This window comes from Mesorhizobium sp. WSM4310 (genome assembly GCF_007003935.1).
Lineage (GTDB): Bacteria > Pseudomonadota > Alphaproteobacteria > Rhizobiales > Rhizobiaceae > Mesorhizobium.
Genome location: NZ_VFTA01000008.1, coordinates 85168 through 107146, shown reverse-complemented (window position 1 = coordinate 107146; position 21979 = coordinate 85168). Strand labels below are relative to the sequence as shown.

At 63.5% G+C, this 21979-nt stretch carries 24 protein-coding genes; 15 read left to right on the top strand and 9 right to left on the bottom strand.

Translation table 11 applies throughout. The annotated features are described in order from the left end of the window. Positions 1–194: 194 nt before the first annotated feature. From FJV80_RS11550 to FJV80_RS11540, 3 genes are read left to right on the top strand one after another with little or no spacing between them, the layout of a single operon-like run. On the top strand, positions 195–1382 hold the full coding sequence (locus FJV80_RS11550) for a glycine C-acetyltransferase (protein WP_142876410.1): 1188 nt from the start codon (positions 195–197) through the stop codon (positions 1380–1382). Between the two features lie 52 nt (positions 1383–1434). Continuing rightward, entirely contained in the window at positions 1435–2469 is a 1035-nt protein-coding gene (gene tdh / locus FJV80_RS11545) for an L-threonine 3-dehydrogenase (RefSeq protein ID WP_095770509.1), read from the top strand. Between the two features lie 31 nt (positions 2470–2500). Next, positions 2501–3124 carry a DUF4304 domain-containing protein gene (locus FJV80_RS11540; RefSeq protein ID WP_142876409.1) on the top strand — a complete coding sequence of 208 codons (624 nt, stop codon included), beginning with the start codon at positions 2501–2503 and terminating at the stop codon, positions 3122–3124. Between the two features lie 2 nt (positions 3125–3126). Here the strand turns inward: FJV80_RS11540 and FJV80_RS11535 are convergent, their stop codons facing one another. Then, complete coding sequence (locus tag FJV80_RS11535) at positions 3127–3612, bottom strand: MarR family transcriptional regulator (protein WP_142876408.1); 486 nt, start codon at positions 3610–3612, stop codon at positions 3127–3129. A 117-nt stretch (positions 3613–3729) separates the two neighbouring features. On the opposite strand from FJV80_RS11535, the gene hmgA reads away from it, so the two are divergent. Genes hmgA through FJV80_RS11510 form a run of 5 tightly spaced genes read left to right on the top strand, consistent with a single transcriptional unit; the run spans position 3730 to position 7842 of the window. Next, the gene (gene hmgA / locus FJV80_RS11530) at positions 3730–5043 is read left to right on the top strand and encodes a homogentisate 1,2-dioxygenase (protein WP_095770907.1); all 1314 of its coding nucleotides are present in this window, start codon (positions 3730–3732) and stop codon (positions 5041–5043) included. A gap of 11 nt (positions 5044–5054) precedes the next feature. Then, entirely contained in the window at positions 5055–5912 is an 858-nt protein-coding gene (locus tag FJV80_RS11525) for an MBL fold metallo-hydrolase (protein ID WP_185975189.1), read from the top strand. Positions 5913–5914: 2 nt separating this feature from the next. Beyond that, on the top strand, positions 5915–6256 hold the full coding sequence (locus FJV80_RS11520) for a hypothetical protein (protein ID WP_142876406.1): 342 nt from the start codon (positions 5915–5917) through the stop codon (positions 6254–6256). Positions 6257–6271: 15 nt separating this feature from the next. After that, the gene (locus FJV80_RS11515; protein WP_095770506.1) at positions 6272–7285 is read left to right on the top strand and encodes a fumarylacetoacetate hydrolase family protein; all 1014 of its coding nucleotides are present in this window, start codon (positions 6272–6274) and stop codon (positions 7283–7285) included. Between the two features lie 20 nt (positions 7286–7305). After that, positions 7306–7842, top strand: coding sequence for a DinB family protein (locus FJV80_RS11510; protein WP_095770505.1), 537 nt, complete (start codon positions 7306–7308; stop codon positions 7840–7842). A gap of 14 nt (positions 7843–7856) precedes the next feature. Here FJV80_RS11510 and FJV80_RS11505 read toward each other — a convergent pair whose 3' ends face one another. Both FJV80_RS11505 and hppD read right to left on the bottom strand, forming a co-directional pair. Next, complete coding sequence (locus FJV80_RS11505; RefSeq protein ID WP_280951023.1) at positions 7857–8030, bottom strand: type II toxin-antitoxin system prevent-host-death family antitoxin; 174 nt, start codon at positions 8028–8030, stop codon at positions 7857–7859. Positions 8031–8106: 76 nt separating this feature from the next. Continuing rightward, entirely contained in the window at positions 8107–9222 is a 1116-nt protein-coding gene (gene hppD, locus FJV80_RS11500) for a 4-hydroxyphenylpyruvate dioxygenase (RefSeq protein WP_142876405.1), read from the bottom strand. Positions 9223–9359: 137 nt separating this feature from the next. Between hppD and FJV80_RS11495 the strand changes: the two genes are divergently transcribed. After that, a complete protein-coding gene (locus FJV80_RS11495; protein WP_095791639.1) occupies positions 9360–9827 on the top strand; it encodes an Lrp/AsnC family transcriptional regulator in 468 nt (155 codons plus the stop codon). Here the strand turns inward: FJV80_RS11495 and FJV80_RS11490 are convergent. The 4 genes from FJV80_RS11490 to aztA form a co-directional block, all read right to left on the bottom strand. Continuing rightward, the gene (locus FJV80_RS11490; RefSeq protein WP_142876404.1) at positions 9824–10162 is read right to left on the bottom strand and encodes a TIGR01244 family sulfur transferase; all 339 of its coding nucleotides are present in this window, start codon (positions 10160–10162) and stop codon (positions 9824–9826) included. The two genes, FJV80_RS11495 and FJV80_RS11490, sit on opposite strands and share 4 nt — an antisense overlap. Positions 10163–10387: 225 nt before the next feature. Beyond that, the gene (gene aztC, locus FJV80_RS11485) at positions 10388–11329 is read right to left on the bottom strand and encodes a zinc ABC transporter substrate-binding protein AztC (RefSeq protein WP_142876403.1); all 942 of its coding nucleotides are present in this window, start codon (positions 11327–11329) and stop codon (positions 10388–10390) included. A 30-nt stretch (positions 11330–11359) separates the two neighbouring features. Then, complete coding sequence (gene aztB / locus FJV80_RS11480; protein ID WP_142876402.1) at positions 11360–12235, bottom strand: zinc ABC transporter permease AztB; 876 nt, start codon at positions 12233–12235, stop codon at positions 11360–11362. Continuing rightward, on the bottom strand, positions 12235–13047 hold the full coding sequence (gene aztA / locus FJV80_RS11475; protein ID WP_142876401.1) for a zinc ABC transporter ATP-binding protein AztA: 813 nt from the start codon (positions 13045–13047) through the stop codon (positions 12235–12237). Before aztA ends, aztB begins: the two co-directional genes overlap by 1 nt. Positions 13048–13268: 221 nt before the next feature. Here aztA and FJV80_RS11470 point away from each other — a divergent pair, with 221 nt between their 5' ends. Continuing rightward, complete coding sequence (locus tag FJV80_RS11470; protein WP_095770498.1) at positions 13269–13613, top strand: RidA family protein; 345 nt, start codon at positions 13269–13271, stop codon at positions 13611–13613. A gap of 127 nt (positions 13614–13740) precedes the next feature. On the opposite strand, the gene hutC is transcribed toward FJV80_RS11470, so the two are convergent. After that, on the bottom strand, positions 13741–14487 hold the full coding sequence (gene hutC / locus FJV80_RS11465; RefSeq protein WP_095770497.1) for a histidine utilization repressor: 747 nt from the start codon (positions 14485–14487) through the stop codon (positions 13741–13743). Between the two features lie 13 nt (positions 14488–14500). After that, entirely contained in the window at positions 14501–15856 is a 1356-nt protein-coding gene (locus FJV80_RS11460; RefSeq protein WP_095770496.1) for a formimidoylglutamate deiminase, read from the bottom strand. A gap of 97 nt (positions 15857–15953) precedes the next feature. Between FJV80_RS11460 and hutI the strand changes: the two genes are divergently transcribed. From hutI to FJV80_RS11435, 5 genes are read left to right on the top strand one after another with little or no spacing between them, the layout of a single operon-like run. Beyond that, positions 15954–17183 carry an imidazolonepropionase gene (hutI, locus tag FJV80_RS11455; protein ID WP_185975183.1) on the top strand — a complete coding sequence of 410 codons (1230 nt, stop codon included), beginning with the start codon at positions 15954–15956 and terminating at the stop codon, positions 17181–17183. Continuing rightward, positions 17180–18721, top strand: a complete 1542-nt coding sequence (hutH, locus tag FJV80_RS11450; protein ID WP_095791635.1) for a histidine ammonia-lyase — start codon at positions 17180–17182, stop codon at positions 18719–18721. Before hutI ends, hutH begins: the two co-directional genes overlap by 4 nt. Continuing rightward, the gene (gene hutG, locus FJV80_RS11445; RefSeq protein ID WP_095791634.1) at positions 18721–19539 is read left to right on the top strand and encodes an N-formylglutamate deformylase; all 819 of its coding nucleotides are present in this window, start codon (positions 18721–18723) and stop codon (positions 19537–19539) included. The genes hutH and hutG overlap by 1 nt, the downstream gene beginning before the upstream one ends. A 28-nt stretch (positions 19540–19567) precedes the next feature. Further along, positions 19568–21241 (top strand): urocanate hydratase, encoded by a 1674-nt coding sequence (gene hutU / locus FJV80_RS11440; RefSeq protein ID WP_185975182.1) that lies wholly within the window; start codon positions 19568–19570, stop codon positions 21239–21241. 12 nt (positions 21242–21253) lie between these two features. Further along, a complete protein-coding gene (locus FJV80_RS11435) occupies positions 21254–21832 on the top strand; it encodes a HutD family protein (RefSeq protein ID WP_142876398.1) in 579 nt (192 codons plus the stop codon). The last annotated feature ends 147 nt before the right edge of the window (positions 21833–21979 follow it).

The following is a 21979-nucleotide window of genomic DNA, read 5'->3' as shown; positions in this document are numbered from 1 at the left end:
CGAAATGGTTATCGGCTCCTTTCGCCGCCGGCCCGCATTTGAACATTGGTTGGCGCGAGTGTTCCCAACTGGTGGCCTGGGCTGTACCCGTGCGTCTCATCCGATGCTGCCCGGCCACCCCATCCGGTCGCTTTTGCGATGGATTTTTTGCGCGGGCCGGACGACAGTCTGGCCACGTCAAACGAGGCCCGATCATGACCGCAGCATTTCTCTCCCATATCGACAGCGAGCTTGCCGGGCTCAAATCGGCCGGCCTCTACAAGTCCGAGCGGGTGATTTCCTCGATGCAGTCGGCGCAGATCGAGGTCAGCGGCGAGAAGGTGCTGAACTTCTGCGCCAACAACTATCTCGGCCTCGCCGATAGCGCCGACCTGCGAAAGGCGGCCGCGCAGGCTCTGGACCGCTATGGCTACGGTATGGCGTCGGTGCGCTTCATCTGCGGCACGCAGGAGGAACACAAGGAGCTCGAAGCGACGATCTCATCCTTCCTTGGCCTGGAAGACACCATCCTCTATGGCTCCTGCTTCGACGCCAATGGTGGCTTGTTCGAGACGCTGCTTGGCGAGGAAGACGCGATCATCTCGGATGCGCTGAACCATGCCTCGATCATCGATGGCGTCCGGTTGTCGAAGGCCAAGCGTTTCCGTTATGCCAACAACGACATGGCCGATCTCGAGGCGCGGCTGAAGGAAGCCAGGGATTGCCGCTTTAGGCTGATCGCCACCGATGGCGTGTTTTCGATGGACGGCATCATCGCCAACCTGAAGGGCGTCTGCGACCTCGCCGACAAATACGATGCGATGGTCATGGTCGACGACAGCCACGCTGTCGGCTTCGTCGGCAGACAAGGCCGCGGCTCGGCTGAGCATTGCGGCGTCGAGGGCAGGGTGGACATCATCACCGGTACGCTGGGCAAGGCGCTCGGCGGCGCTTCGGGCGGCTACACCTCGGGCAAGAGGCAAGTGGTCGACTGGCTGCGCCAGCGCTCGCGACCCTATCTGTTCTCCAACACGCTGATGCCGGCGATCGCCGGCGCCTCGATCAAGGTGTTCGAGCTGATCCGCAATGGCGACGCCTTGCGCGAGCGCCTCTATGCCAATGCGGCGCGGTTCAGGTCGCAGATGGGCAAACTCGGCTTCACGCTCGCCGGGGCCGACCATCCTATCATTCCGGTGATGCTGGGCGATGCGACGCTGGCGCAGGAGATGGCGGCGCGCATGCTGAAGCGCGGCATCTATGTCATCGGCTTTTCCTTCCCGGTGGTGCCGAAAGGCCAGGCGCGTATCCGCACGCAGATGTCGGCGGCGCATTCCAGTGCCGATATCGACAGGGCGGTCGAGGCCTTCGGCGCGGTCGGCAGGGAGCTGGGCGTGATTTCGTGAGCGGCCAGCGCCGAAAAGCGATTCCGGATCAAGAGATTCAAGGGACAAAAGAATGTCGAACATGATGAAGGCGCTGGTAAAGGCCAAGGCCGAACCAGGCATCTGGATGGAAGAGGTGCCGGTGCCGGAGATCGGCCCCAACGACGTGCTGATCAAAGTGAAGAAGACGGCGATCTGCGGCACCGACGTGCATATCTACAATTGGGACCAGTGGGCACAGAAGACAGTGCCGGTGCCGATGGTGACCGGCCATGAGTTTGTCGGCACGGTGGCGGATTTCGGCGCCGCGGTCACCGAATACAAGGTCGGCCAGCGCGTCTCGGGCGAGGGCCACATCGTCTGCGGCCACTGCCGCAACTGCCGCGCGGGGCGAGGGCATCTGTGCCGCAACACGCTCGGCGTCGGCGTCAATCGTCCCGGCGCCTTCGGCGAATATCTGGCGATCCCGCAGCACAATGTCGTGCCGATCCCCGACGACGTGCCGGACGAGATCGCGGCGATCTTCGACCCCCTGGGCAATGCGGTGCATACGGCACTGTCCTTCGATCTTGTCGGCGAGGATGTGCTGGTCACCGGCGCGGGGCCGATCGGCATCATGGGCGCGCTCGTCGCCCAATGCGTGGGCGCGCGAAAAGTGGTCATCACCGACATCAACCCGGTGCGCCTGGCGCTGGCGAAAAAGCTCGGCGTCCAGCATGTCGTCGACGCCTCGAAGGAAAAGCTGCGCGACGTCATGCCGGCCCTCGGCATGACCGAGGGCTTTGACATCGGCCTGGAAATGTCGGGCGCTGCCCCCGCCTTCCGCGACATGATCGACACCATGAACAATGGCGGCAAGATCGCCATTCTGGGCATTGCGCCGACGGGCTTCGAGATCGACTGGAACAAGGTCATCTTCAAGATGCTGCATCTCAAAGGCATCTATGGCCGCGAAATGTTCGAGACCTGGTACAAGATGATCGCGCTGGTGCAAGGCCCGCTCGACGTGACCGGCCTGATCACGCACCGCATCGGCATCGACGATTTCCAGACGGGTTTCGATGCGATGCGGAGCGGCAGTTCGGGCAAGGTGGTGATGGATTGGTAGGCGCTAAGCCGGTTGCTTGTGGGGGGCCAATATGGCGGAAAACGAGCACGGACGTATCATCGCCTCGCAGGCAAAGACCGTATTGCAGCCCGCCGGATTTCGGCGAAAGGGTCAGTCACGGATCTGGATGGCTGACCGTGGCTTCTGGCTAAGCGTAGTCGAGTTCCAACCCAGCTCTTGGTCGAAAGGCTCTTACCTGAACGTAGCCGTTCACTGGCTCTGGGGTTCGCTCCCAGAAACACTTACCTTCGATCGCGCTGAGCGCATTGGAGACTTCGCTCAGTTCCAGAGCCCGGCACGGTTTCTGCTCGCGGTCGATCACATGGCCAAGAAGGCAGTCGAAATCGATCAGTTTCACCGACTGACGTTTCCTTCTGTGCAGGCGACTGCGACGATCCTCTTGAATGAATTGCGACCGGGCGCGTACGGCGAATGGGCAGCTTTCCACGCCGGGGTAGCGGCAGGCTTGGCTGGTGACTTTGAATCGGCAAGTCGGCTGTTTAAAAGCGTTCGAAGACACGCGGCTTCGAAGGTGCGGTCGCTCCTAGCTGTCGTTGACGACCCGGTGCGGTTCCGAAGCCATGTACTGGGCATGATCGAAGCGGAGCGCGCCTATTTCAAGCTAGGGGCATTGCCGACCAACGTTGGAATCTAGTTCTAAGATTGATCGACAGGCGGTGCCCGGCGTGGGCCTATGCCTTGCTCGGGGGTCAACTTTGCCTCCAGCGCCGTCACGCCGCTCACAATGGCCGCACGTTCCTCTGCACCCAGTCGACCCAGCAACTCCCGCTCGAACGCTATCGCCAGCGGCACCATCTCGCGGTAGGCGGCAAGCCCCGCTTTGGTCAGTGCAAGGTGCTCGACCCGGCGATCATTTTCGTCAGGCGTGCGCGTCAGCCAGCGCCGCCGCTCGAGCTCGGCCACCGCGCGCGAGACCTTGGTCTTATGCATGGCCGACTGCTCGCCGAGCTCGGTCGCGGTCATCGTGCCGCACTGGCCGAGGCCTGAAAGCGTGCGCCACTCCGGTCGCGTCAGGCCGTGGCGATCCCGGTAAATCCTGGAGAATTCGCGGCTGACGGCATCGGCAAGCCGGTAGAGACGGTAGGGCAGGAAGCTTTCCAGCTCGAGAATGTCGGGTTCCATGACGTGCCGTGGCCGTTGATAGTTACATTTTCGATGGTTACAAATGAAACCAGTTTGGTCAATATCACCGGCAGACTTGGCTTTGTGAAGCTTGGAGCCGAGATCAGGGAGGATCGGATGGCCTTTTCCTACATGCCGGGTTTCGGCAACGATTTTGAGACCGAGACACTACCCGGCTCACTGCCGCAAGGCCGGAACTCGCCGCAGCGGCCGGCCTACGGCCTCTATGCCGAGCAGCTTTCCGGTTCACCCTTCACCGCTCCCCGCGGCACCAATGAGCGCTCCTGGCTCTACCGCATCCGGCCGAGCGTCAAGCACACCGGCCGTTTCAAGGCGGCGACCTATCCCCTGTGGAAGACAGCGCCGAATGTCGGCGATCACGAATTGGCGCTTGGCCAGTATCGCTGGAACCCGGTGCCGATGCCGAAGGAGCCGACCGATTTCATCAAGGGCATGCGCAGCATCACCACGGCCGGCGACGTGCTCGGGCAGACCGGCATGGCGGCCCATGTCTATGTCGCCAACACATCGATGGTCGACGATCATTTCTTCAACGCCGATGGCGAGTTGCTGGTTGTCCCGCAGGTCGGTGCCTTGCGTCTGATCACCGAAATGGGTGTCATCGAGCTTCGGCCCGGCGAGATCGCCGTGCTGCCGCGCGGCCTCGTCTTCAAGGTCGAACTGGTCGATGCTGAAGTGCGCGGCTATGTCTGCGAAAACTACGGCGCCAAGCTGACCTTGCCCGACCGCGGCCCGATCGGCGCCAATTGCCTGGCCAACCCGCGCGACTTCAAGACGCCCTGCGCCTGGTTCGAGGAGAAGGAAACGCCATGCCGGCTGATCGTGAAATGGTGCGGCAATTTCCACGTCACCGAGATCGGCCATTCGCCGCTCGACGTCGTCGCCTGGCATGGCAACTACGCGCCCTACAAATATGATCTGGCGACGTTTTCGCCGGTCGGCGCCATCCTGTTCGATCACCCCGATCCATCGATCTTCACCGTGCTGACGGCGCCGAGCGGCGAGGAAGGCACCGCCAACATCGACTTCGTCATCTTCCCGCCGCGTTGGCTGGTGGCGGAAGATACGTTCCGTCCGCCCTGGTATCACCGCAACATCATGAGCGAGTTCATGGGGCTGATCCACGGCCAGTACGATGCCAAGGAGGAAGGCTTCGTTCCGGGCGGCATCAGCCTGCACAATCTGATGCTGGCCCATGGCCCGGATGCGCCTGGCTTCGAAAAGGCCTCGCGCGCGGAGCTGAAACCGGTCAAGCTCGACAACACAATGGCCTTCATGTTCGAGACACGTTTCCCGCAGATGCTGACCCGCTACGGCGCCGAACTGGAAACCCGGCAGGACAATTACATCGACTGCTGGGCCGACTTGAAGAAGCGCTTCAATGGCACGCCCGAGGGCGACTGGTCTTGAGCGGTAAGCCAATGCCGGACCGGCTGGTGCTGCTGGGCTCGAAGGGCGGCCCGGCGCTGCGGCCGGGCGGACCGTGGCCGAGCTCATCGCTGCTTGAGATCGGTGGGCGGACCATCGTCGTCGATTGCGGGCTCGGCGTGACGCGCGGTCTGGTCGATGCCGGGATCAGCCTCAAGGCGCTCGACTTGATCTTCATCACCCATCTGCATTCCGACCACGTGCTGGAACTCGGGCCGCTGGTCCACACCGCCTGGACGGCGGGGCTGGCGACACCGGTCGACGTGTTCGGCCCGCCCGGCACCGGCCATTACTGGCGGCGCTTCTGTCAGGCGATAGAGTTCGATATCGAAATCCGCATCGTCGATGAGGGCCGGCCTGATATTCGCGAACTGGTTTCGGTCAGCGAATTCGCCGAGGGCCATGTGCTCGACCAACTCGGCCTGAAGGTTTCAGCGCTTCGCGTCGATCATCCGCCGGTGACTGACTGCTTTGCCCTGCGCTTCGACCAAGGCGGCAAAAGCGTGGTGTTCTCCGCCGATACGGCTTTCTTCCCACCGCTCGCCGATTTCGCCAAGGATGCCGACATTCTCGTCCATGAAGCCATGCTGGAGGAGGGCATCGAGCGGCTGGTTGCCAGAACGGGTAATGGCGCTCGGCTCAAGGAACATCTGCTCGCCAGCCACAGCTTTGCCGGGGAGGCAGGGCGCATCGCCAGCGATGCCGGCGTGAAGAGGCTGGTGCTCAACCACCTCATTCCCGCCGACGACCCCGAGATCGTCGAGGCCGATTGGCTTGCTGCTGTCAGGAAAACATGGGCCGGCGACTTGACGATCGCCCGCGACGGCCTTGTTGTGGGGTTCCGGGAGTAACGATGGCCGACGACGAGCTTTGGGAAGAGGTACGCAAGTCCGGAGAGACATCCTGGGCGCACATCTCCTCGTTTCTCAACGACGTGCGGGACTTGCCGTCTTTTGTCCGCTTCATCGACGCGCTGTGGAAGGACCGCGAGGATGCTGACCGCAAGGAAGCGTTGCAGCCGTCGGGACCTGACATCAGCTGGAATGGCTGGGAAAACAATTCGATAGCCACTTTTCTTGAATCAGCTGTCGCCTGCGTCGAAGACAATCGGAGACATGCCCCGGGATTCCTGGCGGATGAAAATCCCTGGAAAGCCGCGGCCAGAATTCTCTATGCCGGCAAATATTACGAATAATCATTGGGAGGACGCATGAAGCTTGCCACATTGAAGGACGGGACGCGCGACGGGAAACTCGTCGTCGTGTCGCGCGACCTGACACAGTACACCGATGCCTCGTTCCTGGCGCGCACGCTGCAGGCGGCGCTCGACGATTGGCGCCGGATCGCGCCGCACCTATCGACAATCGCGGAATCGCTGGAGAACAATGCGGTGCCGTCAGCCCGCTTTCACGAGCACGACGCGCATTCGCCGTTGCCGCGCGCCTATCAATGGGCCGACGGGTCCGCCTATGTGAACCATGTCGAACTGGTGCGCAAAGCGCGTGGCGTCGAGATGCCGGCGAGCTTCTGGACCGACCCGCTGATCTACCAGGGCGGCTCGGACTCCTTCATTGCGCCGCGCGATCCGATCCGCATGGCCGACGAAGCCTTCGGCATCGACATGGAGGCGGAGGTCGCCGTCATCGTCGACGATGTGCCGATGGGCGCAAGCCTTGATGAAGCGCGTGCCGCGATCCGGCTGGTCATGTTGGTCAATGATGTCACGTTGCGCGCGCTCACCGGCCCGGAACTGGCCAAGGGGTTCGGCTTTTTCCAATCAAAACCCTCCTCGGCTTTTTCGCCGGTCGCGGTGACGCCGGATGAGCTGGGCGACGCCTGGGACGGCGGCAAGGTCAGCCTGCCGCTGCTTGCCGACCTCAACGGCAAGCCGTTCGGCCGCGCCAATGCCGGCGTCGACATGACCTTCGATTTTCCGGCGCTGATCGTCCATGCCGCCCGCACAAGGCCGCTGGTATCAGGCACCATCATCGGCTCGGGCACGGTTTCCAACAAGCTCGACGGCGGGCCGGGCAAGCCTGTCTCGGCCGGTGGCGCCGGCTATTCCTGCGTCGCCGAACTGCGCATGATCGAGACCATTGAGAATGGCGAACCCAGGACGCCATTCCTGCGCTTTGGTGACACCGTGCGCATCGAGATGAAGGACAGTACGGGCCATTCGATCTTCGGCGCCATCGAGCAGAAGGTCGAGAAATACCAGGGATAGGGGATACGGAGGTTTCAGCGGTGAATCTTCTGGATCATCTGCGCCGCATGGCCGGCAACAATCTGTGGTCGAACGACCGGCTCTATCGCGCCGTGCTCGCGCTCAAGCCGGGTGAGTTCGAGGCCGAACGCACCAGCTTTTTCCCGTCGATCAAGGCAACTCTCAACCACATCCTCGCGGTCGATTATCTCTATCTCGATTTTCTCGAAGAGGGCGGCGTCGGCGCCGCGGCCCATGATGATTTTGCGCCCTTCGACGAACCGCAGCCGCTGTTTGCCGCTCAGGTGGCCGCGGACCGGCGGCTGATCGCCTTCTGCGATGGCCTGTCGGAAGCCGATCTCGATCGCCGTGTCGTCACCGACCGGCGCGAGGACGGTATGATCCCTGAAAGGATCGGCGACATCCTCGCCCATGTCTTCCTGCACGACATCCACCACCGCGGCCAGGTGCACGCCATGCTGTCCGGCACATCGGTTGTGCCACCGCAACTGGACGAGTTTTTGCTCGATTATGATTTGAAGCTGAGGAAGGCGGAGGTTGAGCGGCTGGGACTTTAGTCGCCAATTTCATCTTAAATAGTCGGCCCATCAACAGCTGAACTGGTGCCGATGCGTGGCAGAAGGCACGCCCTCACCGGAGGCGGGAGGAGACGCGCTACCGGCTTGCCGCGTCGGGTGATCACGATCTCCTCGCCGGCCTTCGCGCGCCTCACGAGTTCCGGCAGTCTAGCCCTGGCTTCGGTTATGGAGACGTTCTCGGCTCGACCTCTTATGATCGGAACTTAAATCAAAGCCGATCGAGCCGCAAACGAGCTTGAGATTTCAGGCCGCCTTGCCATCCACCTTGATCACGCCGCGCTTGATCTGGTCCTGCTCGATCGATTCGAACAGTGCGCGGAAATTGCCTTCGCCAAAACCTTCGTCGCCCTTCCTCTGGATGAATTCGAAGAAGATCGGGCCGATCACGGTTTTGGAAAAGATCTGCAGCAGAATCTTGGTCATGCCGCCATCGACCACACCTTCGCCGTCGATCAGGATGCCGTGTTTCTTCATCCGCTCGATCGGCTCGTCATGGCCGTTCACCCTGGCATAGGACATGTCGTAATAGGTCTCCGGCGGGCCCGGCATGAATTTCAGCCCGTTGGCGGCCAGCTTGTCGGTGGCGGCATAGATCTCGTCGGTGCCGACCGCGATGTGCTGGATGCCCTCGCCATTGTACTTCTTCAGATACTCGGCGATCTGGCTGGTCTCGTCCTTGGATTCATTGAGCGGAATGCGGATCTTGCCGCAGGGCGAGGTGATGGCGCGGCTGACCAGGCCGGTGATCTTGCCGTCAATGTCGAAGAAATGGATCTGCTTGAAGCCGAACAGTTCGCGGTAGAAATCCCACCACTTGTCCATCTGGCCGCGATAGACATTGTGGGTCAGGTGGTCGAGATAATAGAAGCCGACGCCTTCCGGCCGCGGATCGCGCGCGCCGAGCCATTCGAATTCGGCGTCGTAAGCCGAGCCTTTCTTGCCATAGGCGTCGATGAAATAGAGCAGCGAGCCGCCAATGCCGACGATTGCCGGCACGTCGAGCGCCTTATCGGCGCCTTCGTAAGGCGTGGCGCCCTTCGAGACGGCATGATCGAACGCATGCTTGGCATCGACCACGCGCCAGGCCATCGAGGCGGCACACGGGCCGTGCTTGTCGGCGAACTTCATCGCATGCGAGCCGGGCTCGGCGTTGACGACATAGTTGATGTCGCCCTGGCGCCAGACGGTGATGTTCTTGGTACGATGCCTGGCCACCGCCACATAGCCCATGCGGGTGAACAGTTCGGCGAGCTTCCGCGGCTCCGGATGCGCAAATTCGACGAACTCGAAACCATCGGTGCCGGCAGGATTGTCCTTGCTGATTTTGGCGGGCGGGGCGTCGTGCGGGAAGGGACCCATGGCATTCCTCCAAAGCTGGCTTGGCCTGAAAAGGCCATCTGAAGCCATCATAGCGCGGAGCCGGCGCATGGTGCTTGCATTCAAACGCTTGAAATGATGATCTCATGCGTGAAGCATGCATGTTGAGAGACAAAACCATGGATGAGACGCGCATTGACCAATTTGACCGCAAGATAATGGCGCTGCTGCAGGGCGATGCGCGATTGACCAACAACGATCTCTCGGAGCGGGTAAATCTGTCGGCCTCGCAATGCTCGCGCCGCCGACAGCGGCTCGAAGAGGACGGCTTCATCAAGGGTTATCGGGCAGTGCTCGACCGCGACAAGCTCGGCTTCTCGCTGGTCAACGTCATCTCGGTGACCCTGGCCACCCACAACCGCGACAATGCGCGACGCTTCGGCGAATTGGTGGCGCGGCTGCCGCAAGTGCAGGAGGCGCACGCACTGACCGGCGAGATGGACTACATACTGAAGGTGGTGACACCCGACCTGAAATCGCTGTCGGAGTTCGTCAACGGCGTGCTCTTGCCGCACGAATCCGTGCAGCATGTGAAGACGGCGATCGTGCTGGAGACGCTGAAGGAGACCGGCGCGCTGCCGATTTAGCCCTTCGACTGCTGGATCAGCCCGTACAGATTCGTGCAACGCGCGCCGGAGCGGCAATAGGCGAACACCGGACCTTCCAATTCGTCCAGCGCCTCGGCCTGGTCCTCGACATTCTCTTTCGTGATCTGGCCGCTGATCACCGGGATGTAGCGGAAAGCGAGACCGGCGGCTTCGACCGCCAATCCGATGCTTTTGGCCGAAGGCTGGCCGGGCTGCTCGTCATCCGGCCGGTTGCAGATGACGGCCTTGAAACCGGCTTCCTTGATGGCAGCGACATCTTCGGGCTGGATCTGGCCAGAGACCGAATAGTCGTCGCTGATTTCACGGTATTCCATCGCAGCATCCTCGCAATCTGATTTGCGGGGAGTCTTGCCACTCCCCGACGTAGCCGGCAATCCGCCAGCGGAAATCGTTCTGCAGAGATAGACGTTTCCGGCGAAGATTCCAACTCAAGCCGTCCAGTCCTGGAACGGATCGGGCAGACCGCGCCACAGGTCGAGCCGGAAGTCCTGGGCCGAAAAAGGCAGAGACCGCCTTTGCCTTTCGGAGAACGGCGCTCCTCAGCTGCCGAGGATGGCACCTTTGATCTGACGGATGTTGTTGTGCATCATGTCGATATAGGTCGAACCCGGGCCATCAGGCTGTGACAGCGCATCCGAATAAAGCGTGCCGCCCACCTTGATGCCGGTTTCGCTGGCGATCTGTTCGATCAGGCGCGGGTTGGTGATGTTTTCGACGAAGATCGCCGCCGCCTTGTGCTGCTTGACCTGCTCGGCCAGCTTGGCGACATCGGCGGCCGACGGTTCGGAATCGGTCGAAATGCCTTGCGGGGCGAGGAAGGTCAGGCCGTATTCGTGTTCGAAATAGCCGAAGGCGTCATGCGAGGAGATGACGACGCGCTTGGCCTCCGGGATCGACTGGATCGCCGCCTTCACTTCGCCTTCCAGCGCGTCGAGCTTCTTGGTGTAGGCGGCGGCATTGGTCTGGTAGCTGACGCAGCCCTCGCTGTCGGCCGCGCAGAAGGCCTCGGCGATGTTCTTCACATAGATCTTGGCATTGGCGATCGACTGGAAGGCGTGCGGGTCGGTCACCGTCTTGCCGCCCTCGGTGCCGGCACCTTCGGCCGCATCGGCGTCGGCGAATTCAGGCTTGAAGTCGATTGGCGTCACGCCCTTGGTCAAGGTGACGATCGAGGCCTTGGTGGCGCTGGCATCGACCAGCCGTTGCAAAAAGCCCTCGAAATGCAGGCCGTTGACCAGAACGACATCGGCCTTGGCCATGGCGACCGCGTCGGCCGGGCTCGGCTCATAGACATGGGCGTCGCCATCCGGCCCGACGATGGTGGTGATGTCGACGCGGTCGCCACCGACATTCCTGGCGAAATCGGCAATGACGGTGAAGCTGGCGACTACTTTCAGCGGCGCCGCGAAAGCCGACGATGCGCCAAAGGCAGTTAATGTTATAACGCTCATCACCAGGGCGGCACGGATGGATCTCAGCATAGGCGGGGGACTCCTTTCGAGGGGCGGGGATCAGGCCGTTCTGTGACGGTGATGGATGATGCGGGCGCGCAGAATGCCGCGCGTGCCGAACAGGATCGAGGCGAAGTAGACGACGCCGGCCGACAGGATGATGGCCGGGCCGGACGGCAGCGAGGCGTGATAGGACAGAAGCAGTCCGGCGACGCAGGAGGCAAAGCCGATCAGCACGGCCAGCACGCACATCGGCTCGACGCGCACGGTCCAGAAGCGGGCGGCGGCTGCCGGCAGCATCATCAGTCCGACCGACAGAAGCGTGCCGAGCGCCTGGAAGCCGCCAACGAGGTTGAGCACGACCAGACCAAGGAAGATGAAGTGCACCGGGCTGCCCATCCGGCTGACCGACCGCAGGAACAGCGGATCGAGGCATTCGGCGACCAGCGCCCGCCAGAAGATGGCGAGGCTGACCAGCGTCACCGTGACGATGCCGCCGATCAGCGTCAGCGCCTCGTTGTTGAGCGCCAGCACCGTGCCGAACAGCACATGCATGAGATCGACGCTGGAGCCGCGGATCGACACCATCAGCACGCCGATGGCCAGAGAAATCAGGTAGAAGGCCGCCATCGAGGCGTCCTCGCGCTGTATGGTGAAGCGCGAGACGGCACCGGCGCCGAGCGCGACGATGATGCCGGCGATCAGTCCGCCAATGGTCATCGGCAGGATTTCCAGCCCGTAGAACAGGAAGCCGGCGGCCGCACCCGGCAGGATGGCGTGTGCCATGGCGTCGCCCGACAGGCTCATGCGCCGCAGCATCAGGAAGACGCCGATCGGGCAGGCGCCGAGCGACAGCATCAGCGAGCCGAACAGCGCCCGCTGCATGAAACCGAAATCGGCGAACGGTGCGATGAACAGACCGTAGAGCGCGTCCATCAGGCAGCCCTCGGACCGGCGCCATGGTGATGGTCGTGATCGTGGCCATGATGATCATGGCCATGGTCATGACCATGCTCGTCCGGTTCGCACCAGGGCGCGTTCTCCTCCCAGGCTTCATGGAAGCGACGGGCTCGCAGCAGGTTTTCCGGCTTCAGCGTCTCGCGCGTTTCGCCCCAGGCGATCGGCTGGCGGGCAAGCAGCAAGGTTTCGGGAAAATTCTGCCGCACCAGATCGAGATCATGGACGACGACCATGATGGTGCGTTCCTCGCCGTGCCAGCGCTTGATCAGGGCGATCAGGTCGCCGACCGTCTTGGCATCGACGGCATTGAATGGTTCGTCGAGCAGGATCAGGTCGGCATCCTGCAACAGCACGCGGGCAAACAGCGTGCGCTGCAGCTGGCCGCCTGACAGCGTGTCGATCGGCCGCTTTTCGAAGCCGCCGAGACCGACGGCCATCAGCGCCTGGCTGACCGCCGCGCGATCCTCCGATGTGTAGCGGCCGAGCATGCCGCGCTTCGGCCAGAGGCCGAGCGAGACCAGGTCGACGACGCGCGCCGGGAAGGAGCGGTCCAGTTCCGATTGCTGCGGCAGGTAGGCGGCGCGCACGCCTGGCGCGCGAACAACCTCGCCGGCCATCGGCTTCAGCACGCCGACAATGCCCTTCATCAGCGTCGACTTGCCGGAGCCGTTGGCGCCGACAACGGCGGTCAGTGAGCCCTTGCGGATCGTGCCGTCGAGATGGTGGATAGCCGGGTGGCTGTTATAGCCCAGCGTCAGGTCACGGAATGTCAGGCAGGTCTGGGTCATGTCGTTCCGTGGAGCAGCGAAGTCCGGCCGCGGGCAAGGGTCGACTGGATATGTGATGTTATTACATTAGTCAACAAGCCAATCGGGCGGAATTGCGACCGGCGGCTCAACTTGCCGTGAGTCCTTTGCGCACTGGTCCAAGGGGATTTGGCGCCCGCGGCCTTGCCCGAAGCGAACCGCAACTCTAAACAGTCGCAACCCGTAACAGGAAGGAACCTCCCATGAGCATTCGTCGCATCGATGTTGGCCCGCGCATGAGCCAGATTGTCATCCACGGCAACACCGTCTATCTGGCCGGCCAGGTCGGCGAGCCCGGAGGCAACGTCGCCTCGCAGACCCGCGACATCCTGATGACCATCGACGAATTGCTGGCCAAGGCCGGAACCGACAAGACCAAGATCGTCCAGGCGATCATCTGGCTGGCCGACATGGGTACCTTCGCAGAAATGAATTCTGAATGGGACAAGTGGGTGCCGCAGGGCCACACCCCCGCCCGCGCCACCGGCGAAGCCAAGCTCGCCGGCCCGGAATATCTGGTCGAGATTATCGTTACGGCGGCGATTTAAGGCACGGCCGGCCTTCTACCTCCCCCTTATGGGGAGGTCGGACCGCAGGTCCGGGTGGGGGGCTGGCGCCGCCCCCACCCCGCTGCTTCGCAGCGACCCTCGCCACAAGGGGAAGGGTAAGAGGTGCTTACCCCTGCGATGGCGTGAATCTTGCCACCAGCGTGTGACTTTCCGCCGGATAGATAAACCGCACATGCGTAACCGGGCGTTCAGCACTCCAGGTGCGGCGCTCGACCACCAGGCAAGGCGCGCGCGGATCGATGTCGAGCGCGTCGGCGATAGCCTCATCGGCGGCCATGGAACGGATGCGGTGCTCGGCCTCGCTCCATGGTACGCGGCCGATCAGCCAGGGGCCGGCGGCGATCTCCAGAAACTCTTCGTCCCCGGCTTCCGGCACCGCGGAAAGATTGATCAGGCGCTGCTCGAGCGCGAATGGCCGTTCGCCGGCAAAATGCAGGCCTTCGACCCATAGCACCGACCCTGCGGCGGATAGCCCGAGCAGCGCTCTGTCCTCCGCGTTGCTGCGGCGCTTCAGCTGTTCCAGCCGCTCGTAGCGATAGGACAGGCCAAGCGCTTCGACCTCGATCCTGATGTCGTGCAATTCAAGCACCGCTGCCTGCGACTGCGGCCGGCGGACGAAGCTGCCCGAGCGGCGGCGGCGTTCGATCAGCCCGGCCTTGGCCAGCTGCGACAGCGCCTTGTTCACGGTCATGCGCGAGCAATTGTACTCGGTCGTCAGTTCGTGCTCGAACGGGATGCGATGTCCGGGCGCCCAGGCGCCCGACAGGATCTTTTCCCTGATGTCGGACAGGATGCGCTGATGCAGCGAGATGCTCTCTGCGCCGTCAACATCGTCTGTCTCGATCAAGCTCATCAAACGTCCTGCTTCAATTCTGCGACAGGTCGGTCATGACTTTGCGGAATCGCTCGGCGATTGCCGAGCGCTTGGCATGCCTGCCGCCGCTGACCTGCTTCTTGCCGTGCACCCAGACGCAATCGATCGTGCTGCCATTGGCGAAGATCCAGGCATCGAGGATGGCGTCGCCGGTCTTGCCGGCCAGCGAAGGATGGCCGGCGTCGAGTGAGACGAAATCGGCCGGACCGCCAATGGCGATCTGCGAGGCGCCGGCACCGAGCGCAACGCTGCCGCCATCGAGCGCGGCATCGAACAGCGCCCGCCCGGTCGAACCACCGGCCACGGCCAGCACATTGCGGGCGCGGTGGGCGAGGCGCTGCGAATATTCGAGCTGCCTCAGCTCATCCGGCAGGCCGATCAGCACGTTGGAATCGGAGCCGATACCGAAGCGGCCGCCGTGCTCCCTGAAAAGCGGTGCGGCAAACGTGCCGTCGCCGAGATTGGCCTCGGTGATCGGGCAAAGGCCGGCGATGGCGCCGCTCCTGGCCAAGGCGATCGTCTCCGCATCGGTCATATGCGTGGCGTGGATCAGGCACCAGCGCTGGTCGACCTCGGCTTTGGCCAGCAGGAATTCGACCGGGCGCGCGCCGGACCAGGCGAGGCAGTCCTCGACCTCCTTCACCTGTTCGGCGACGTGGATGTGGATCGGCCCATTCGGCGCCAAAGCAGCAACTTGGGTCAATTCCTCCGGTGTGGCGGCGCGCAGACTATGCGGGGCGACGCCAACGACAGCCTGATTCAACGCGCGAACCGATTCGCTGGACTTCTCAACAAGCCGGGAGAACCGATTCACATCGTTGATGAATCGCCTTTGGCCTTCGTTCGGAGCCGCTCCGCCGAAAGAGGAGTGCGCGTAAAACACCGGCAGCAGCGTCAGGCCGATGCCCGTTTCGCCGGCGGCGGCGGCGATGCGCTCGGCCATCTCGGCAAGATTGGCGTAAGGGTTTCCGTCGCGGTCGTGGTGCAGATAGTGAAATTCGCCGACGCGGGAAAAACCGGCCTCCAGCATCTCGACATAGAGCTGCGCGGCGACCGCCTCGACCTGATCGGGCGTCATCGACAGCGCGAAGCGGTACATAACCTCGCGCCAGCTCCAGAAACTGTCGGCGGAGGGGCCGCGAAGCTCAGCCAGGCCGGCCATGCCGCGCTGGAAGGCGTGGCTGTGCAGATTCGGCATGCCGGGCACGAGAATGGCGCAGCGCTCGTCGCCGGCCTGCGGAATGGCGGTCGCTTCGACAGAGGCGATGCGGCCGCCATCGAGCGTGATCCTGACATTGCCTTGCCAGCCCTTCGGCAGCAGCGCCTGTTCCGCAAAGATCACCGTCACGTCTGTCTCCAAATCTGCATGCCCGGGCGACGAGACCACTTGCGTCGCGTTCCAATATGTATATACATAATTGCCATCCTTTCAAATGGAAAAGATGATGGGTGGAGCAAACGGGAAGAGCGGCCTTCGTGTCTGGCGCAATGCGCGCCTGGCGACCATGGCCGACGGTGTGGCTGTTCTCGGCATTGTCGAGAAAGGCGCGATCGCCGCGCGCGATGGTCTCATTGTTTATGCGGGCGCCGAAGCGGACATGCCGGCTTCGGCGGGGCAGGGCGCCGAGACCGTCGATTGCGAGGGCCGCTGGATCACGCCGGGCCTGATCGATTGCCACACGCATCTTGTCTATGCCGGCAACCGTGCCAACGAATTCGAGATGCGGCTGGCAGGTGCCACCTATGAGGAAGTCGCCCGCGCCGGCGGCGGCATTGTGTCTTCGGTCAAGTCGCTGCGCGCGGCTAGCGAGGATGAGCTCGTTGCCCAGACGCTGCCGCGCCTCGATGCGCTGATGGCCGAAGGTGTCACGACGGTCGAGGTCAAATCGGGCTACGGCCTCGATCTCGACAATGAGAAGAAGTCATTGCGTGCCGCCCGCCGGCTAGCCAATGAGCGCCCCGTCACCGTCCGCACGACGTGCCTTGCCGCGCACGCGCTGCCGCCCGAAGCCCATGGTGACAAGGACGCCTTCATCGATCTCGTCGCCGGCACGATCCTGCCGGACGTCGCCGCTGAGAAACTTGCCGATGCCGTCGATGGTTTTTGCGAGGGCATCGCCTTTTCGCCGGAGCAGATGGCGCGCGTCTTCGACAAGGCGAAAGCGCTTGGGCTGCCGGTGAAACTCCATGCCGACCAGCTTTCGAATCTGCACGGCGCCGCGCTTGCCGCCAGCTATGGTGCGTTGTCGGCGGATCATCTCGAATACACCGACGAGGCAGGCGCTGCCGCGATGGCGAAGGCCGGCACGGTGGCGACGATCCTGCCTGGCGCCTATTACTTCATCCGCGAGACCAAGAAGCCGCCTGTCGAGCTGTTCCGCCGCCATGGTGTGAAGATGGCGGTGGCGACGGACAGCAATCCCGGTACTTCGCCGCTCACCTCGCTGTTGCTCACCATGAATATGGCGGCAACGCTCTTTGGCTTGACCGTCGATGAATGCCTTGCCGGCGTCACCCGCGAGGCCGCGCGGGCGCTTGGCCTTCTCGACAAGGCCGGCACGCTGGAATCCGGCAAATCCGCCGACCTGGCGATCTGGGACATCGAGCGCCCCGCCGAACTCGTTTACCGCATGGGCTTCAACCCGCTGCATGCCCGCATCTGGAGAGGACAATGACCGAACTGACCCTGAAGCCCGGCAATGCGACGCTGGCCGACTGGCGCGCCATCTACCGTGGCGCCGTGCCGAAGCTGGATGAGGCCTGTCGTCCAAAAATCAAGGCGAGCGCCGAGGCTGTCGCCAGGATCGTCGCCAAAGGGGAGCCGGTCTACGGCATCAACACCGGCTTCGGCAAACTGGCCAGCGTGCGCATTCCCGCCGGCGACCTCGAGACCTTGCAGCGCAACATCGTGCTGTCGCACGCCGCCGGCGTCGGCGAGCCGATGCCGGTTGCAATTGCCCGGCTGATGATGGCGCTGAAACTTGCCAGCCTGGCGCAGGGCGCCTCCGGCGTGCGCCCCGAAACCATCAATTTGCTGGAAGCGATGCTCGCCAACGACGTCATCCCGGTGGTGCCGGCGCAAGGCTCCGTCGGCGCGTCCGGCGATCTCGCACCGCTGTCGCACATGACGGCGGTGATGATCGGCGTCGGCGAATGCTTTACCCCGCATGGCCGGTTCCCGGCCAAGGTCGCCTTCGTCTCGCACGGCCTCGAGCCCGTGACGCTGGGCGCCAAGGAAGGCTTGGCGCTGCTCAACGGCACGCAGTTTTCGACCGCCTACGCGCTCGCCGCTTTGTTCGAAGCCGAAGTGCTCTACCAGTCGGCGCTGGTTGCCGGCGCGCTGTCGACCGATGCCGCCAAGGGTTCCGATGCGCCTTTCGATCCGCGCATTCATCTACTGCGCAAGCATCGAGGTCAGATCGAGACGGCGGAGGCGCTGCGCAATCTGATGGCCGGCAGTGTCATCCGCGAATCGCACCGTGTCGGTGACGAGCGCGTGCAGGATCCCTATTGCCTGCGCTGCCAGCCGCAGGTCATGGGCGCCGCCCTCGACGTGTTGCGCAAGGCTGCCGATACGCTCGGCACCGAAGCCAATGGCGTGACCGACAATCCGCTGATCTTCGCCGAGGATGACACGGCGCTCTCCGGCGGCAATTTCCACGCTGAGCCGGTGGCTTTCGCCGCTGACATGATCGCGTTGGCCGTCTGCGAGATCGGCTCGCTGTCGGAACGCCGCATCGCCATGCTGGTCGATCCGGCGCTGTCCGGCATGCCGGCCTTCCTGACGCCCAAGCCCGGCCTCAATTCCGGCTTCATGATCCCGCAGGTGACGGCGGCCGCACTCGTTTCGGAAAACAAGCAGAAGGCCTATCCGGCCAGCGTCGATTCGATCCCGACCTCGGCCAACCAGGAAGACCACGTCTCGATGGCCGCGCACGGCGCGCGCCGGCTGATCGGCATGGTCGAGAACGCCACCGCGGTGATCGGCATCGAATTGCTGGCCGCCGCGCAAGGCTGCGATTTCCACCAGCCGCTGGCGTCGAGCGCTGCGCTGGAAGCGGTGCGCAAGCTGGTCCGGGCCGAAGTGCCGCATCTCGACAATGACCGCCACTTCCACCCCGATATGGAAAAGGCAATCGCCATGGTGCGCAGCGGCGCGACCGTCAGGGCTGCCGGCGCGGTGGCGCTGCCGTCGATTGCGGGAACGGCGTGATGGCCGCCACACCCTGGCTCACCGTCAGCCGAGGCACAGCACCGCTGCTGGTGTCGATCCCGCACACTGGCATCGACCTCGCTGGCCTCGAACCCCGGCTGGTGTCGCCCTGGCTCGGCCGCCGCGATTGCGACTGGTGGATCGACAAGCTCTATGACTTCGCCAACGACCTCGGCGCAACCGTCGTGCACACCGCCATTTCGCGCACCGTGATCGACGTCAATCGCGACCCGTCAGGCGTTTCGCTTTATCCCGGGCAGACCACGACCACGCTTTGCCCGACCGACACATTTGACGGCGATCCGCTTTATCGCATGGGCGAGGAACCGACCCCATCCGAGATTGATCAGCGTCGCGAGAGCTATTTCAAGCCCTATCATGCCGCCTTGCAGGCCGAGATCGAACGCCTGCGCGGCATGCATGAAAAGATCGTGCTCTACGACTGCCATTCGATCCGCTCGGTGCTGCCGCGCCTGTTCGAAGGCACGCTGCCGGTCTTCAATCTCGGCACCAATGACGGCAAGAGCACCGATCCCGTTCTTCAGGACAAGGTCGCCGCCATCCTCGCCGCGACCGGCGAGACCTGGGTGGTCAACGGCCGCTTCAAGGGCGGCTCGATCACCCGCGGCTTCGGCCAGCCGCAGAACGGTGTTCATGCGCTGCAGATGGAGCTCTCCAACCGTGGCTACATGCGCGAGCCGTCGCAGAAGGGGTCGCCGGAGAACTGGCCGGTCCCTTATGACCCCACCTATGCAGCGCCGATCCGAGCGACGCTGAAGACCATCCTCGAAACCGCGATCGACTGGGCAAGGCGCTGACGCGTCGCCCGTCTTGCTGAAAGGGACAATGATGAACAACCCTCGCCACAACATCCGCGAAGTGCGAGCGCCGCGCGGCGACAAGCTCAACGCCCGCTATTGGACGACCGAAGCGCCGCTGCGCATGCTGATGAACAATCTCGACCCCGATGTCGCCGAGAACCCCAACGAACTGGTCGTCTATGGCGGCATCGGCCGCGCGGCACGCACCTGGAACGATTTCGACCGCATCGTCGCCTCGCTGAAGACGCTTGGCGAGGAAGAGACGCTGCTGGTGCAGTCGGGCAAGCCGGTCGGCGTGTTCCGCACCCACGCGGATGCGCCGCGCGTGCTGATCGCCAACTCCAACCTGGTGCCGCACTGGGCGACCTGGGATAAATTCAACGACCTCGATAAAAAGGGCCTGATGATGTACGGCCAGATGACGGCCGGCTCGTGGATCTACATCGGCACGCAGGGCATCGTGCAGGGCACCTACGAGACCTTCGTCGAGGCCGGCCGTCAGCACTATGGCGGCAATCTCAAGGGCAAATGGATCCTGACCGGCGGCCTCGGCGGCATGGGCGGCGCCCAGCCGCTGGCCGCCGTCATGGCCGGCGCCTGCTGCCTGGCCATCGAGTGCAACCCGGACTCCATCGATTTCCGCCTGCGCACCCGCTATGTCGACGAGAGGGCCGAGACGCTCGACGAGGCAATGGAGATGATCGAGCGCTGGACCAAGGCCGGCGAGGCGAAGTCCGTCGGCCTGCTCGGCAATGCGGCAGAGATCGTGCCGGAAATGTTCAGGCGCGGCATACGCCCCGATATGGTTACCGACCAGACCTCGGCCCACGACCCCATCAACGGTTATCTGCCGAAGGGCTGGACGATGGCCGAATGGCGCGAGAAGCGCGTCAGCGACCCGAAGGCGGTCGAGAAGGCGGCTCGCGCGTCCATGCGCGAACACGTCGAGGCGATGGTGGCGTTCTGGAACGCGGGCGTGCCGACGCTGGATTACGGCAACAACATCCGGCAGGTCGCCAAGGAAGAAGGGTTTGAGAACGCCTTTGCCTTCCCAGGCTTCGTGCCGGCCTATATTCGCCCGCTGTTCTGCCGCGGCATTGGTCCGTTCCGCTGGGCCGCGCTCTCCGGCGATCCCGAGGATATCTACAAGACCGACGCCAAGGTACGCGAACTCACGCCGGGCAACACCCATCTGCACAATTGGCTCGACATGGCGCGCAAGCGCATCTCGTTCCAGGGCCTGCCGGCGCGCATCTGCTGGGTCGGTCTCGGCGACCGCCATCGGCTGGGCCTCGCCTTCAACGAGATGGTGGCCAAGGGCGAACTCAAGGCGCCGGTCGTCATCGGCCGCGATCACCTCGATTCCGGCTCGGTCGCCTCACCGAACCGCGAGACGGAGGCGATGAAGGACGGCTCGGACGCCGTGTCCGACTGGCCGCTGCTCAATGCGCTGCTCAACACCGCGTCGGGCGCCACCTGGGTGTCGCTGCATCATGGTGGCGGCGTCGGCATGGGTTTTTCCCAGCATGCCGGCATGGTCATCGTCGCCGACGGTACGCAGGACGCCGCCAGGCGCCTGGAGCGCGTGCTGTGGAACGATCCGGCGACCGGCGTGATGCGCCACGCCGATGCCGGCTACGACATCGCCATCGAGTGCGCCAAGGAGCACCAGCTCAATTTGCCCGGCATTCTCGGCTGATAGGCTGAAATCATGCGCATTCTTCGTGCCGCCGACTACCGCGTCATGCCGTGGAAGAACGGCGGCGGCACGACGACCGAAATCGCTGTCTCGCCCGACGGCGCCGGCCTTGACGAATTCGACTGGCGCGTGTCGATGGCCCGCGTCGAGGGCAGCGGGCCGTTCTCCAGCTTTGCCGGCATAGACCGCACGCTGTCGGTGCTGGAAGGCGATGGCGTCGTGCTCGATGTCGCCGGCCGGCCCGCCGTGCGGCTGACGCCGGCTTCCGCGCCTTTTGCCTTTCCAGCAGACCTGCCGACCAGTGCCGCGCTGATCGCCGGCCCGATCACCGACCTCAACGTCATGACGCGCCGCGGCCGCACGCTGCATTCGGTCGAGCGCTTGGCGATTTCACGGCCTGTGGACATCGCGACCCGGGCCGGTTCGACCCTCATCCTTTGCCACAAGGGCGAAGCTGTTTTCCCCGAGGCCGGGTCAATTCGCCTCGGGCCGCTCGACACGCTGCTGATCGGGCCGGAGACTTCTCTTCTGAGGGTTGAGCCGGCGCGGGATACGACGCTGTTCGTGGTCCGGATAACCACCGCCGCCTGACGCTTTCGCGCCAACGGTTACCGCCTGTTTCCAAACATGATCGCAATGCCGGCGAAATATAGCGTAAGCTCCCGCCGGGATCACGAAAAAGCCCGAATCCTCTCCGTCGATCGATCCTGACGAGAGCGAGGGGCGCTCGTCTTTGAG

Coding starts and splice junctions, on each gene's coding strand:
- FJV80_RS11550 (WP_142876410.1), top strand. CDS start 195: ATGACCGCAGCATTTCTCTCCCATATCGACAGCGAGCTTGCCGGGCTC.
- tdh (WP_095770509.1), top strand. CDS start 1,435: ATGTCGAACATGATGAAGGCGCTGGTAAAGGCCAAGGCCGAACCAGGC.
- FJV80_RS11540 (WP_142876409.1), top strand. CDS start 2,501: ATGGCGGAAAACGAGCACGGACGTATCATCGCCTCGCAGGCAAAGACC.
- FJV80_RS11535 (WP_142876408.1), bottom strand. CDS start 3,612: ATGGAACCCGACATTCTCGAGCTGGAAAGCTTCCTGCCCTACCGTCTC.
- hmgA (WP_095770907.1), top strand. CDS start 3,730: ATGGCCTTTTCCTACATGCCGGGTTTCGGCAACGATTTTGAGACCGAG.
- FJV80_RS11525 (WP_185975189.1), top strand. CDS start 5,055: ATGCCGGACCGGCTGGTGCTGCTGGGCTCGAAGGGCGGCCCGGCGCTG.
- FJV80_RS11520 (WP_142876406.1), top strand. CDS start 5,915: ATGGCCGACGACGAGCTTTGGGAAGAGGTACGCAAGTCCGGAGAGACA.
- FJV80_RS11515 (WP_095770506.1), top strand. CDS start 6,272: ATGAAGCTTGCCACATTGAAGGACGGGACGCGCGACGGGAAACTCGTC.
- hppD (WP_142876405.1), bottom strand. CDS start 9,222: ATGGGTCCCTTCCCGCACGACGCCCCGCCCGCCAAAATCAGCAAGGAC.
- FJV80_RS11495 (WP_095791639.1), top strand. CDS start 9,360: ATGGATGAGACGCGCATTGACCAATTTGACCGCAAGATAATGGCGCTG.
- FJV80_RS11490 (WP_142876404.1), bottom strand. CDS start 10,162: ATGGAATACCGTGAAATCAGCGACGACTATTCGGTCTCTGGCCAGATC.
- aztC (WP_142876403.1), bottom strand. CDS start 11,329: ATGCTGAGATCCATCCGTGCCGCCCTGGTGATGAGCGTTATAACATTA.
- aztB (WP_142876402.1), bottom strand. CDS start 12,235: ATGGACGCGCTCTACGGTCTGTTCATCGCACCGTTCGCCGATTTCGGT.
- aztA (WP_142876401.1), bottom strand. CDS start 13,047: ATGACCCAGACCTGCCTGACATTCCGTGACCTGACGCTGGGCTATAAC.
- FJV80_RS11470 (WP_095770498.1), top strand. CDS start 13,269: ATGAGCATTCGTCGCATCGATGTTGGCCCGCGCATGAGCCAGATTGTC.
- hutC (WP_095770497.1), bottom strand. CDS start 14,487: ATGAGCTTGATCGAGACAGACGATGTTGACGGCGCAGAGAGCATCTCG.
- hutI (WP_185975183.1), top strand. CDS start 15,954: ATGGGTGGAGCAAACGGGAAGAGCGGCCTTCGTGTCTGGCGCAATGCG.
- hutH (WP_095791635.1), top strand. CDS start 17,180: ATGACCGAACTGACCCTGAAGCCCGGCAATGCGACGCTGGCCGACTGG.
- hutG (WP_095791634.1), top strand. CDS start 18,721: ATGGCCGCCACACCCTGGCTCACCGTCAGCCGAGGCACAGCACCGCTG.
- hutU (WP_185975182.1), top strand. CDS start 19,568: ATGATGAACAACCCTCGCCACAACATCCGCGAAGTGCGAGCGCCGCGC.
- FJV80_RS11435 (WP_142876398.1), top strand. CDS start 21,254: ATGCGCATTCTTCGTGCCGCCGACTACCGCGTCATGCCGTGGAAGAAC.